The sequence below is a fragment of the Streptomyces sp. NPDC006339 genome (assembly GCF_040612775.1).
Lineage (GTDB): Bacteria > Actinomycetota > Actinomycetes > Streptomycetales > Streptomycetaceae > Streptomyces.
In genome coordinates, this window is record NZ_JBEXQW010000065.1 from 1 (window position 1) to 12912 (window position 12912).

13 protein-coding genes are annotated in these 12912 nt (G+C 72.9%); 4 read left to right on the plus strand and 9 right to left on the minus strand.

Annotated elements, in window-relative coordinates:
• A partial coding sequence (locus ABZ135_RS34515) for a hypothetical protein (RefSeq protein WP_356701599.1) occupies positions 1 to 291 on the plus strand: 291 nt, incomplete at its 5' end.
• Between the two features lie 167 nt (positions 292 to 458).
• Here ABZ135_RS34515 and ABZ135_RS34520 read toward each other — a convergent pair.
• Positions 459 to 1466 carry a stage II sporulation protein M gene (locus tag ABZ135_RS34520; protein WP_356701601.1) on the minus strand — a complete coding sequence of 336 codons (1008 nt, stop codon included), beginning with the start codon at positions 1464 to 1466 and terminating at the stop codon, positions 459 to 461.
• Between the two features lie 131 nt (positions 1467 to 1597).
• On the opposite strand from ABZ135_RS34520, the gene ABZ135_RS34525 reads away from it, so the two are divergent.
• Entirely contained in the window at positions 1598 to 2614 is a 1017-nt protein-coding gene (locus tag ABZ135_RS34525) for an RDD family protein (RefSeq protein ID WP_356701603.1), read from the plus strand.
• Between the two features lie 24 nt (positions 2615 to 2638).
• On the opposite strand, the gene ABZ135_RS34530 is transcribed toward ABZ135_RS34525, so the two are convergent.
• Together ABZ135_RS34530 and ahcY are read right to left on the minus strand one after the other, a co-directional pair.
• Positions 2639 to 3250, minus strand: a complete 612-nt coding sequence (locus ABZ135_RS34530; RefSeq protein WP_356701605.1) for a hypothetical protein — start codon at positions 3248 to 3250, stop codon at positions 2639 to 2641.
• A 148-nt stretch (positions 3251 to 3398) separates the two neighbouring features.
• Positions 3399 to 4853, minus strand: a complete 1455-nt coding sequence (ahcY, locus tag ABZ135_RS34535; protein WP_356701606.1) for an adenosylhomocysteinase — start codon at positions 4851 to 4853, stop codon at positions 3399 to 3401.
• A gap of 327 nt (positions 4854 to 5180) precedes the next feature.
• Between ahcY and lepB the strand changes: the two genes are divergently transcribed.
• Positions 5181 to 5879: a signal peptidase I gene (gene lepB / locus ABZ135_RS34540; protein WP_356701607.1), complete on the plus strand. Its 699-nt coding sequence runs from the start codon at positions 5181 to 5183 to the stop codon at positions 5877 to 5879.
• Positions 5880 to 5984: 105 nt separating this feature from the next.
• On the opposite strand, the gene ABZ135_RS34545 is transcribed toward lepB, so the two are convergent.
• The 6 genes from ABZ135_RS34545 to ABZ135_RS34570 form a co-directional block, all read right to left on the minus strand.
• Positions 5985 to 6944 (minus strand): cation diffusion facilitator family transporter, encoded by a 960-nt coding sequence (locus ABZ135_RS34545; protein WP_356701608.1) that lies wholly within the window; start codon positions 6942 to 6944, stop codon positions 5985 to 5987.
• Between the two features lie 90 nt (positions 6945 to 7034).
• Positions 7035 to 8186 (minus strand): mannose-6-phosphate isomerase, class I, encoded by a 1152-nt coding sequence (manA, locus tag ABZ135_RS34550; RefSeq protein ID WP_356701609.1) that lies wholly within the window; start codon positions 8184 to 8186, stop codon positions 7035 to 7037.
• A 166-nt stretch (positions 8187 to 8352) separates the two neighbouring features.
• On the minus strand, positions 8353 to 9510 hold the full coding sequence (locus ABZ135_RS34555; protein ID WP_356701610.1) for an SIS domain-containing protein: 1158 nt from the start codon (positions 9508 to 9510) through the stop codon (positions 8353 to 8355).
• A 104-nt stretch (positions 9511 to 9614) separates the two neighbouring features.
• Positions 9615 to 9797 (minus strand): Trm112 family protein, encoded by a 183-nt coding sequence (locus ABZ135_RS34560; RefSeq protein ID WP_356701611.1) that lies wholly within the window; start codon positions 9795 to 9797, stop codon positions 9615 to 9617.
• Positions 9798 to 10255: 458 nt separating this feature from the next.
• Positions 10256 to 11617: a phosphomannomutase/phosphoglucomutase gene (locus ABZ135_RS34565; RefSeq protein ID WP_356701613.1), complete on the minus strand. Its 1362-nt coding sequence runs from the start codon at positions 11615 to 11617 to the stop codon at positions 10256 to 10258.
• A gap of 89 nt (positions 11618 to 11706) precedes the next feature.
• Positions 11707 to 12141, minus strand: coding sequence for a DUF3499 domain-containing protein (locus ABZ135_RS34570; protein WP_356701652.1), 435 nt, complete (start codon positions 12139 to 12141; stop codon positions 11707 to 11709).
• A 305-nt stretch (positions 12142 to 12446) separates the two neighbouring features.
• Between ABZ135_RS34570 and ABZ135_RS34575 the strand changes: the two genes are divergently transcribed.
• Positions 12447 to 12860 carry a metallopeptidase family protein gene (locus tag ABZ135_RS34575; RefSeq protein ID WP_356701654.1) on the plus strand — a complete coding sequence of 138 codons (414 nt, stop codon included), beginning with the start codon at positions 12447 to 12449 and terminating at the stop codon, positions 12858 to 12860.
• Positions 12861 to 12912 lie beyond the last annotated feature (52 nt).

Sequence of the window (12912 nt, forward strand, 5' to 3'; positions counted from 1 at the left end):
CTCGACCATCCGAAGATGGACGGGGTATCAACTAATCTGGCGTTGATTTTTGGCACGCTGTTGAGTTCTCAAGGTGCGGACGCTTCCTTTGTACTTACCCTCGCGGGCTTTCCTCCGGGCGCTTCCTTCGTTTCCGACTCTATCAGATCTTTCCGATCCGATTTCCTCGGTGCTTTCCGGGTCCTCTTCGACTTTCGTCGTTTCGGGCCTTTCCAGCGGCTCCGACTTTATCAGATTCATTTCCGCCGACCTAATCGGTGGCTTCGTGATTCGGATAAGGAATCGGGGTGACTCCGTCGTCATTGAATTCCGACCGGAGCGAGAAAGACTCTAACTTGTCCGCCGGGCGCTTGTCCAGCTCCCCAGGCAACCGTTTGAATCTACCTCCCCACGCCACCCGTGTCAATGGGTTTCGTGGGCGAAGAGGAGACTAGCAGGTCAGCGGGGTGCTCTGCACATCAGGCGGCGGTGGGCAGCTCGGCGGTGCGGTCGGCCTCCGCCACGTCGCCCGTGGTGCCGGCGCGGGCCGCGCGGCCGCCGAGCACGTAGACGTACGCGAGGAAGGCCAGCTCGGCGGCGATGCCGCTGGCGATGCGGGCCCAGGTGGGCAGGCCGGAGGGGGTGACGAAGCCTTCGATCAGGCCCGCGACGAACAGGCAGAGGGCGAGCCCGACGGCCATGCCGATCGCGGCGCGGCCCTGCTCGGCGAGGGCGGCGCGGCGGGTGGTGGGGCCCGGGTCGATGACGGTCCAGCCGAGCCGTAGACCGGTGCCGGCGGCGACGAAGACGGCGGTCAGTTCGAGCAGACCGTGCGGAAGGACCAGGCCGAGGAAGACGTCGAGACGGCCGGCGGAGGACATCAGGCCGATGCCGACGCCCAGGTTGAGCATGTTGGCGAACAGGACCGCGAGCACCGGAAGGCCGAGGAAGGCGCCGAGGACCAGGCACATGGCGGCGGCCTGCGCGTTGTTCGTCCAGACCTGGGCGGCGAAGGACGCCGCCGGGTGGCTGGAGTAGTAGGTCTCGTACCGGCCGCCCGGGCGGGTCATCTCGCGGAGCTCGGCGGGGGCGCCCATCGCGGACTGGACCTCGGGGTGGGTGCCGATCCACCAGCCGATCAGGGCCGCGAGGAGGGTGGAGAGGACGGCGGTCGGGATCCACCAGTGGCGGGAGCGGTAGACGGCGGCGGGGAAGCCGGCGGTCAGGAACGCGGCCGCGTCCCGCCAGGAGGCACGGCGGGTGCCGGTGACCGTGGCGCGGGCGCGGGCGACGAGCTGGGTGAGCCGCGCCGTGAGCATCGGGTCGGGGGCGCTGGACTGGATCAGGGAGAGGTGCGTGGCCGTGCGCTGGTAGAGGGCGACGAGCTCGTCGGCCTCGGCTCCGGTGAGGCGCCGGCCGCGCCGCAGCAGGTGGTCGAGGCGGTCCCACTCAGCGCGGTGGGCGGTGACGAAGACATCGAGGTCCATGATCGGCTGCTGCTCCAGGCACTGGGTGCGTACGGGTGCGTACGGGTTCGTACTACTGCGGCGCGCTGCGGGTCAGCTTGGCAGACTGGCGTTCGGACGCGGTTCGTCTGGGCGAGGAAGGGTGGGGTGCCGTGAACGGGGTGGTGACGGGTGATGCCGTCTATCTGGGGTTGCAGCCGGCGCGGCTGCCGAGCCGGGCGCTGGCGCTGCTGCTCGACCTCGTCGTGGTGTGGGCCGCGTATCTGCTGATCAGTGTGGGGCTGGCCTTCGCCACGGCGTCGCTGGACGAGGCGGCGGCGATGGCGCTGTCCATCGCGTCGTTCCTGCTGGTCCTGGTCGGGGTGCCGATCGCCGTGGAAACGCTGTCGCACGGGCGGTCCCTCGGGAAGCTGGTGTGCGGTCTGCGGGTGGTGCGGGAGGACGGCGGGCCGATCCGGTTCCGGCACGCGTTGATGCGCGGGGCGATGGGGGTCGTGGAACTGCTGATGACGTTCGGGGTGGTCGCGTGCATCGCCTCGCTGGTGTCGGAGCGGGGGCGGCGGCTGGGTGACGTGTTCGCCGGGACGCTGGTGGTACGGGAGCGGGTGGCGCCGGCCGCGGGCATGGTGCTGCCGCCTCCGCCGCCGTGGCTGGCGGGACAGTTCACCGGTCTCGATCTGTCGGCGGTGCCGGACGGACTGTGGCTGGAGATACGTCAGTACCTGACGCGGATGGGGCAACTGGATCCGGCGATCGGGCAGCGGCTCGCGGAGCGCCTCGCGGCCGAGCTGGCGGCGCGGACCGGGGCGCCGGCGCCGCCGGGGGTGCCGGCCGGCGCGTATCTGGCGGGTGTGGTGGCGGAGCGGCAGGCCCGGGAGGCGCGGCGGGCGTTCGCGCCGGCCGGGGAGACCGCTCACGTACGGGTTGCTCCCGCGCCCGGCCCCGGGGGCCCCGCGCTTCCGATGACTCCGGGGGGTCCGGCGGGTCCGGCGGGTCCGGCCGGTCCGGCCGGTCCGGTGACTCCGGCGGGTCCGGTGAGTCCGACGGCTCCGGTGGCTCCGGTGGCTCCGGTGGCTCCCGCGCCCGTCTCCGCGAGCCCTGCCGTCCCGGCGGCTCCCGGCACTCCTTCTCCGGCGCCGCGGTCGACGGGGTTCGCTCCGCCGGCCTGAGGCCGGGCCGGCGGGTGCCCGCGGTCAGAAGACGTTGGGCGGGGTGTCGAGCTCTTCGAGTTCGATGCCAGGGGCGGAGAGGACCACGTCGCCGGCGAGGTGGACGGTGTGCCGCTCCCCCGTGTCCAGGGCGCTGACCTGGAACTCGTCCACGATCAGGGGGCCGTTGTCAGTGGCGTGCGCTTCACTCTTCACCAGGGCCCAGGACTGGTCGACCGTCAGGGGTGCGAGGACGGGATCCGTGAAGGCGACGAGCCGGACGCGGGTCTCGGGGGAATCGGGGGTGAGGCGCAGGAGTCGGGAGATCGCGACGAGGAAGGCCGGGGACGTTCCGGTGAAGGCGTGGGCGCGCACATTGCCTTCGGTGGCGTGGGTTCCGGTGGGGTCGGTACGGACCCAGGTGACGCCGTTGAGGGCGGCGCCGCGGACCTGCCAGTGCGCGGCGTGGAGTTCGAGCCGGATGGGGCGGCCCCGTTCGTCGATGGCCAGGTCGACGGAGCCGGTGGGGTCGCCGGAGGGGGCGGTCGTGCGGGAGACGTAGCGCCAGCCGGAGGGGCCGGGCGCGCAGGTGAAGTGTTCTTCGCCGAGGGGGGTGTGATCGTGCGGATCGTGGAGCGAATAGCGGCCGCGGGGCATGGGTCCTCGGGTGCGTCCTGAAGCGGTGGCGATGGTCGAAGACGGAGCAGGCCCCCGGCACGGGGGTGCGGGGGCCTGCTCGTTCCGCTGGGGGGAGTCCCGCGACGGGCGGGTGCCGGTGTGTGCCGTCACCCGCCGGTCGTGGGGATCAGTAGCGGTAGTGGTCCGGCTTGTACGGGCCCTCGACCTTGACGCCGATGTACTCGGCCTGCTCCGGGCGGAGGGTCGTCAGCTTGACGCCGAGGGCGTCGAGGTGGAGGCGGGCGACCTTCTCGTCCAGGTGCTTCGGGAGGACGTAGACGTCGGTCGGGTACTCCTCCGGCTTCGTGAAGAGCTCGATCTGGGCCAGGGTCTGGTCCGCGAACGAGTTCGACATGACGAAGGACGGGTGGCCCGTGGCGTTGCCCAGGTTGAGCAGACGGCCCTCGGACAGGACGATCAGGACCTTGCCGTCCTCGAACGTCCAGGTGTGGACCTGGGGCTTGACCTCGTCCTTGACGATGCCGGGGATCTTCGCCAGGCCGGCCATGTCGATCTCGTTGTCGAAGTGGCCGATGTTGCCGACGATGGCCTGGTGCTTCATCTTGGCCATGTCCGAGGCCATGATGATGTCCTTGTTGCCCGTGGTCGTGATGAAGATGTCCGCGGTCTCGACGACCTCGTCCAGCGTCGTGACCTGGTAGCCGTCCATCGCGGCCTGCAGGGCGCAGATCGGGTCGATCTCGGTGACGATGACGCGGGCGCCCTGGCCTCGCAGGGACTCGGCGCAGCCCTTGCCGACGTCGCCGTAGCCGCAGACGACGGCGGTCTTGCCGCCGATGAGGACGTCGGTGGCGCGGTTGATGCCGTCGATCAGGGAGTGGCGGCAGCCGTACTTGTTGTCGAACTTCGACTTGGTCACGGCGTCGTTCACGTTGATCGCCGGGAAGAGCAGGGTGCCGGCCTGCATCATCTCGTAGAGGCGGTGGACACCGGTGGTGGTCTCCTCGGTGACGCCGCGGATCTCGGACGCCAACTGGGTCCACTTCTGCGGGTTCTCGGAGAGGGTGCGGTTGAGGAGCTGGAGGATGTAGCCGTACTCCTCGCTGTCCGCGGTGGACGGGTCCGGGGCGGAGCCGGCCTTCTCGAACTCGACGCCCTTGTGGACGAGGAGGGTGGCGTCACCACCGTCGTCGAGGATCATGTTCGGGCCGCCGGTGGGGGTGTTCGGCCAGGTCAGGGCCTGCTCCGTGCACCACCAGTACTCCTCCAGGGTCTCGCCCTTCCAGGCGAAGACCGGGACGCCCTGCGGGTTCTCCGGGGTGCCGTTCGGGCCGACGGCGATGGCCGCGGCGGCGTGGTCCTGGGTGGAGAAGATGTTGCAGGAGGCCCAGCGGACCTCGGCGCCGAGGGCGACCAGGGTCTCGATGAGGACGGCGGTCTGCACGGTCATGTGCAGGGAGCCGGTGATGCGGGCGCCGGCGAGCGGCTGCTGCTCGGCGTACTCGCGGCGGATCGACATCAGACCGGGCATCTCGTGCTCGGCGAGGGTGATCTCCTTGCGGCCGAACGCGGCCAGGGAGAGGTCGGCGACCTTGAAGTCCTGCTTGGCGACAGTCGTCATGACTGGAGCTGCTCCTCGTGGATCGGGTTCGAGGGATCGAGTGGGCACCTGGCACCGCGGCTGTGGACGACGCGGGCATACGAATGCCCGGGTGCTCCCGCGGTGCAGTCGTCGGAGGCCCTCTCTCCCTCGGCCGGTCCATGCGCGACCGCCCGACCGCCATCAGCAGCGACGTCTGGCTGGTCACGAATCTACACCGATCGGCGCAGTGACCCACAGTGGACCATGGTCCGGAGCCCGGCCCGCGGGGTCCTCGGCCGGTGTCCCGGTGCGCTCCGGCCCGCCGATAGGGTGCGGGCCGGAACCATGCCGGGAGGGGCGCTGACGATGAGACCGGCGAGGCCGTCGAGGCCCGGGCGGGGACTGCGGATCACTGGATGGCTGCTCATGGCGGTGGGGGCGCTGTCGTGCGCCGGCGGGCTGGCGCTGCGGGCCGAGTACCCCGCCCACCGTGTGCCGTCGGAGTCGATGCGGCCGACCTACCTGCCCGGTGACCGGCTCTACGCGGAGCGGATCGGGCCGTCCGACGAGATACGGCGCGGGGATGTGGTCCTGGTGTCGGTGCCGGAGTGGGGCGTCCGCGAGGGGCCGGCGGTGCAGCGGGTGATCGGGGTCGGCGGCGACCGGGTCACGTCGGACGACCGGCGGGTGTACGTGAACGGGGAGCCGCTCTCGGAGCCGTATGTGGCCGGGGGCGATCCGATCGGGGCCGGTCCGGACGTCGACGTCCGGGTGCCGGAGGGCCGGGTGTTCCTGCTCGGCGACAACCGGAGCAACTCCCTCGACTCGCGCTACCACCCGGAGCAGGCCCAGGGCACGGTCCCGGTCTCGTCCGTGGTGGAGCGGGCGGTGGACAGCCCGGTGGGCTCGCTCGCCGCCGCGGCCGGGTTCTTCGGGGGCCTGGTGCTGGTCCTCGTCGGGGCCGGTCTCGGCTTCGGCGGATGGCGGGCCGGACGGGCGGTGCGGGCCGGGGCGGGGGCGGCGCCGATGTCCCCGTCCCCGTCCCCGCCGTACGTCGGCCGCTGACGGACTCCCCGCCGTACGTCGGCCGCTGACGGGACATGCGGGAGGCCCCGGACCTGATCACCATCACCAGGTCCGGGGCCTCCCCCACGTTTCCGTCCGGCTCCGTCAGACGCCCGGGGCGCCCGGGGCGTCCGAGGCGGGGGCGGCGGTGCTCTTCTCGCTGTAGATGTCCGGCTCCAGGTAGATCACCCGGGCGATCGGGACGGCCGCGCGGATGCGCTCCTCGGCGGCGTTGATGGAGCGGGCCACGTCGGAGGCCGAGTCGTCGTGCCGGACGGCGATCTTCGCCGCGACCAGGAGCTCCTCGGGGCCGAGGTGGAGGGTGCGCATGTGGATGAGGCGGGTGACGGTCGAGCCGTCGACGATCGCGTCCTCGATCTTCTTCACCTCGTCGACGCCGGCGGACTCACCGAGCAGCAGCGACTTGGTCTCGGCGGCGAGCACGATCGCGATGGCGATGAGCAGGACACCGATGCACAGGGTGCCGATGCCGTCCCAGACGCCGTTGCCGGTCGCGAGCGCCACGCTGACGCCGCCGAGGGCGAGGATGAGGCCGACGAGGGCGCCGAGGTCCTCGAGGAGGACGACGGGCAGCTCGGGGGCCTTGGCGCGCCGGACGAACTCCTTCCACGACAGGTTGCCGCGTACCTCGTTCGACTCCTTGATCGCGGTGCGGAAGGAGAAGGTCTCCGCGATGATCGCGAAGACGAGGACGCCGACCGGCCAGTACCACGCCTCGATCTCGTGCGGGTGCTTGATCTTCTCGTAGCCCTCGTAGATGGCGAACATGCCACCGACGGAGAACAGCACGATGGAGACGAGGAAGGCATAGATGTACCGCTCGCGGCCGTAGCCGAAGGGGTGCTGCGGGGTGGCTTCGCGCTGGGCCCGCTTGCCGCCGACCAGGAGCAGTCCCTGGTTGCCGGAGTCGGCGAGGGAGTGGACGCTTTCGGCCAGCATCGAGGACGAACCGCTGAAGAGGAACGCCACGAACTTGGCTACGGCGATCGCGAGGTTGGCGGCGAGTGCCGCCACGATCGCCTTGGTTCCGCCTGACGCGCTCATGGGTGTACGTGGTCCCTTCGTCGGTGATGCGGCGTGATCCCGCCTTGCCGACGGCACCCTACTGCCGTCGTACGGCCGGTCATTGTCGCATCAGGCCACGACGGTGGCGCGGAAGACCGTTCCGGCACCGGACAGTTCGGTCGTTTCGCCCGCCGGGACGAACACCGACTCGCCCGGAGCCAGCGCCGCACCGCCCACGGCGGGGCGGCCGGCGGTCGCGAGGAGGATCTGCGGCGTGGCGGCGGTGACGTCCGTGGGGGCCGCGCCCTCCGGCCGTACGAAGCGGGAGAGCCGGAACTCGTCGATCGGGGTGTCGTAGACCTCCTCGCCCGACGGGGACGCCTCCGGGCGGAGGATCGTCGGGTCCAGGGGTTCGAAGCGGACGACCCGCAGGAGTTCGGGGACGTCGACGTGCTTGGGGGTGAGGCCGCAGCGCAGCACGTTGTCGGAGTTGGCCATGATCTCGACGCCGAGGCCGTCCAGGTAGGCGTGCGGGACGCCGGCGCCGAGGAACATGGCCTCGCCGGGCTGGAGGGTCACCGGGTTGAGCAGCATGGCGGCGAGGACGCCGGGGTCGCTCGGGTAGTGGTGGGCGATCCGGGCGTACGGGGCGTGGGCGCCGCCCAGGCGGGCGGCGGCGTGCGCGGCCTCGACGACGGTGCGGGCCGTCTCGGCGCGGTCGGCGGTGAGCAGCGCGGTGAGGACCTCGCGGAGGGCGGCCTCCTCGGGGTGGGCGTGGAGGAGGTCGACGTACGGCTTGAGGGAGTCCACGCCGAGCGCGTCCATGGTGTCGGCGGCCTCGACCGGGTCGCGGAAGCCGCAGAGGCCGTGGAACGGCGTGAGGGCGCAGATCAGTTCGGGCTTGTGGTGGGGGTCCTTGTAGTTGCGCCGGGGGTCGTCGAGGGCGAGGCCGGCGGCCTCCTCGGCGGCGTATCCGGCGCGCGCCTGGGCGAGGTCGGGGTGGACCTGGAGGGAGAGCGGGGCGCCGGCGGCGAGCACCTTGAACAGGAAGGGCAGGCGGGGGCCGAACTTCTCGACGACGGCGGGGCCGAGTTCGCGTACGGGGTCGGCGGCGACGACCTCGTCGAGGGGGCCGCGGCCGGTGCGGGACGGGGCGCCGGGGTGGGCGCCCATCCACAGCTCGGCCTGGGGCTCGCCGGTGGGGGGGACGCCGAGCAGCTCCGGGATGGCCGTCGTGGATCCCCAGGCGTAGGGGCGGACGGTGTTGACGAGGCGGTCCATGGGGCTTCCAGCTCTTCTCAGTGCGGGGGGCCGTTGGGGGCGGGGCTGCCCGGGGCTGGTGCTCGGGGCTGGGCTCGGGGGCCGGGGCCGGGCCGGGTTCGGGGCCGGGGTTCGGGCGGGGGCCGGGTTCGGGGCGGGGGCTGGGCGGCTTCCGCTCCGCGGCTGGCTACTGCTCGGGTGTGTGGGCGGCGGCCGCGAGGGCGAGGTACACGGCGGCGAAGTCGGTGACGGCGAGGAGCTCGGCGAGGTTCTCCAGCGCGCTGCCCTCCTCGGGCTCCAGCTCGCTGATGGCCGTGTCGTGCCCCAGGGCGAGTTCGCGGGCGGCGGGAGCGGCGCTGAGCTCGTTGCCCTCGGCCGGCCGGTCGCGCAGGAGCACGACCCGGGCGCGCAGGGCCTGCGGCTCCTCGACGCGGTCGCGGAAGAAGTCCTCCGGGTCGGCGCCGGCCGCGTAGTCACCGGTGAGGAGCATGCCGTGGGCGGGCAGCGCCTCGGGCAGCTCGGCCACGAGGGCGGGCAGGCCCGCGAGTTCGGCGAGGACGGCGGCGAACCGGCGGCCGGCCGGGCCGGCCGCCTCTCCCTCGGTCCACACGAGCGGGAGGGAGTCGGCGAGCTCGGCGGCGAGGGTCTTGGCCGGGTTGCTGTACGTGGCGATGGCGGGGCCACAGCGCTCGGCCGTACGGTCCAGGCGGTCGGCGACCTGTTCCAGGGCCTCCGGCGGGGCCTCCAGGAGCCCGACCCGGTCGAGCAGCGCGAGCAGCGGCGTGAACAGCGCCCACAGGGCGCCGGGGCTCGCGGCGAGCGTCTCCGCGTACTCCTCGGCCGTCTCGTGCGGGGCCATCGCCATCGGGACGATCAGGCCGCGGGAGCCGCTGACGCTCTCGGCGAGCGGGGACTCCTTCGGGGCGACGGCGACGACGGTGATGCCGCGGCGGTACGCCTGCTCGGCGAGGAGTGCGAGGCCGGGCTCGGAGCCGTCCGTCGTCGGGACGAGCAGCAGGTCGACCGAGCCGGCCCAGCCGGGCAGCGACCAGCGGAGCGCGCCGGCGGCGGGGGCGACGCCGGTGGGGCGCAGCCGGATCACCGGGGCGGCCGCGCCGACGAGGGCGCCGACCAGGTCGGCGACGCCGACGGCGGCGGTGCCGGGGCCCGCGACGAGGACGGCGCGGGGCCGGCCCTCGGGCCGGAGCTCGGCGATGCCGGCCTCGGCGGCGTGCCGGGCGGCGGTGCGTACCCGCGCCCCCGCTTCGGCGGCGCCGCGGAGCAGACCGCGGCGGTCTGCGAGGGCGAGGGCGTCCGGTGCGTCGAGGAGCGTCTCGTCGAGCATGTGGCGGGCCTCCGGTGGTCGGAGCGGGGCCGGCCGCCGTGCGTGGATGCGGCCGGCGAGGTCATCCCGGGGGGCTTCCCCCTAAGGGTTCCCCCTGGCGCGGGCTACGCGGGGCGGCGGGCCTCGTCGACCAGCAGGACCGGGATGTCGTCACGGACGGGGTACGCGAGGCCGCAGTCGGAGGACGTGCAGACGAGCTCCGGGGACTCCTCCGCCGTACGGTCGTTCAGCGGGGCGTGGCAGGCCGGGCAGGCCAGGATGTCCAGGAGGCCGGCTTCGAGCGGCATGGGGCGGTCCCTTCGGACGGTACGGGCGGCGGCACGGCCGTACGGGAGGTACGGACGCACGGCGGTCTCGGGCCAGGTCAGCCTACCGCCGGGCCGCGGGCGGCGCCCCCGGCGTGGGGCGAGTGCCGGGGGTTACGCTGCGGGGTTCGCGTGGCGGGTGGGGGGACGGGGGTGGGCGGGGCGGGAAACGGGGTGCGGCGGGTGGGTGGTGCGCGCCCCGGCGGGCCCTCGCCCGAGGTCCTGGGTCCCGCCCCGCCGGGCCCCTGGCCCAGCACCCCGGCCTCCCAGGCCCACGGGGTTGCCCCGCACGGACGGGCAGCGCCGTCGGGGGTGCCGTAGGTGCGGGGAGCGGAGGCGCCCGCAGGGGCGCCGTTCCGTTGTGCCCACCCGTTCCGCCCCTGCGGAACGAATGCCCACAACGGGGGGGGCGGGACAGGGGCCCGCCCTCCTGCGCGTACCTACGCGCGGATCAGGGACAGGACCTCGTCGCGGAGGGTTGACATCGTGGGGGTGTCGCGGGCCTCGACGTTGAGGCGGAGGAGGGGTTCGGTGTTGGAGGCGCGGAGGTTGAACCACCAGTCGGCGGAGGTGGCGGTCAGGCCGTCGAGCTCGTCCAGGGTGACGCCGTCGCGGTCGGCGAAGGCGGCCTTCACGGCGGCCAGGCGGGCGTTCTGGTCGGCGACCGTGGAGTTGATCTCGCCGGAGGAGGCGTAGCGGTCGTACGCGGCGACGAGCCCGGACAGCGGGCCCTCCTGGCCGCCGAGGGCCGCGAGGACGTGGAGCGCGGCCAGCATGCCGGTGTCCGCGTTCCAGAAGTCCTTGAAGTAGTAGTGCGCGGAGTGCTCACCGCCGAAGATGGCGCCGGTCTTGGCCATCTCCTCCTTGATGAAGGAGTGGCCGACGCGGGTGCGGACGGGCGTGCCGCCGTTCTCGCGGACGACCTCCGGGACGGACCAGGAGGTGATCAGGTTGTGGATGACGGTGCCGCCGGGGTTCTTGGCGAGCTCGCGCGCGGCGACGAGGGCGGTGATCGCCGACGGGGAGACCGGGTCGCCGTTCTCGTCGACGACGAAGCAGCGGTCGGCGTCGCCGTCGAAGGCGATGCCGAGGTCGGCGCCCTCGGCGCGGACGCGCTCCTGGAGGTCGACGATGTTCTTCGGGTCGAGCGGGTTGGCCTCGTGGTTGGGGAAGGTGCCGTCGAGCTCGAAGTACATGGGGACGACGTCGAGCGGCAGACCGCCGAAGACGGTGGGGACGGTGTGGCCGCCCATGCCGTTGCCGGCGTCGACGACGACCTTCAGGGGGCGGATCGCGCGGAGGTCGACCAGGGACTTCAGGTGGGCCGCGTAGTCCTGGAGCGTGTCGCGCTCGCTGATCGTGCCCTCGGTGGCCGCCGGCTCCGGGGCGCCCTCGTCCGTCCAGCGCTCCACGAGGGCGCGGATGTCGGCGAGGCCGGTGTCCTGGCCGACGGGGGCGGCGCCGGCGCGGCACATCTTGATGCCGTTGTACTGCGCCGGGTTGTGGGAGGCGGTGAACATCGCGCCGGGGAGGTCGAACTGCCCGGAGGCGAAGTAGAGCTGGTCGGTGGAGCAGAGCCCGATCAGGGTGACGTCGGCGCCGAGGCGGGACGCGCCGCGCGCGAAGGCGGTGGCGAGGCCGGGCGAGGAGGGGCGCATGTCGTGGCCGACGACGATGGCGTCGGCCTCGGTGACACGTACGAAGGCGGCACCGAACAGCTCGGCCAGGGTCTCGTCCCACTGATCCGGCACCACCCCGCGGACGTCGTACGCCTTCACGATCTGCGACAGATCAGCAGCCACGGATCAACCTCCTGAAGTCTTGGCAAGCGGTGTACGCGCGGATACGGCGCGCGTACGGAACGCCCAAACTACCCGGGAGGGGACCTTGATCAGTTATCGGGGGAACGGAGCACCCTGAGGTGGCCCCGGCGTCCGACCTCCACGGGGTCGCCGCCGCGGCCGCCCTTGCCGACGCCGCCGGCCTCGGCGGCGCGCTCCTGGGGGCGGGCCGCCTCACGCACGGCGTTGGCGAGGGCTTCGAGGTCGTCACCGCTGGGCCGGCTGGGCGCGGTGCCGTCGGAGAGCCGCACGACCTCCCAGCCGCGCGGGGCGGTGAGGCGCTCGCTGTGCTCGGCGCACAGGTCGTAGCAGTGGGGCTCGGCGTAGGTGGCGAGCGGGCCGAGGACCGCAGTCGAGTCGGCATAGACGTACGTCAGTGTCGCGACGGCAGGGCGGCCGCACGCGGTGCGCGAACAGCGACGTACAGGGCTCACGACGTTGGACGGTACCGCACTCTTGAGCGGGCCGCGACGACTCTCCCCCAGGTCACTCCACCGTGTCGCGGTGTGACGTCCGCCACGGGCCGGATGCGGTCGGCCGTTCTGACCTGCGGGAGCGGTGCGGGGCGGGGTCACGGGGAGCATGCGATCCGGACAGTGACAGGGAGAAATCCGGTCAACCACAGCCAGATGGCCGATCGCCGGAGCTGCGGAATGAGAGCCGTTCACCGGCCGGAACGATCGGTTTCCGACAGCGGCGGCGGCCGCGCGCGCCGGGGAACGGCTTCGCGGACCGGTCGTGGAACACCGGGGAGAGTTACGCTGCGTCAGTGACCGACACCACCGACAGCATGGAGACTCCCGCGCCGCGCGTGCGGCGCCGTGACCGGCACGGCCGGGGCATGCGGGGGCCGGTCGCCCCACCCCAGGTCCCGCTGTCCGCGAGCCGGGCGGACACCTTCCGCGATCTGGTCCTGGATTCGGTGGAGCGCCTGGAGCGGCGCTGGCCGCAGCTCGCCGACGTCGAGTTCATGGTCATGGAGGTCCCGCCGGCGGTGACGAGCGAGACGGTGCCGCTCGGCGGCTCGACGCCGGCGGAGAAGAACGAGCCGGCCCGGGTCGTGGTCTACCGCCGCCCGGTCGAGATCCGCTCGAAGAGCCGCGACGAGCGGGCCCTGCTGGTCCACGAGGTGGTCGTGGAGCAGGTGGCGGACCTCCTGGGCCTCTCCCCCGAGTCCGTCGACCCGCGCTACGGGCAGGACTGAGCCCCCGGCCCCCTTACGGGGAGCCACGGGGGCCCCTACGGGGAGCGAAGGG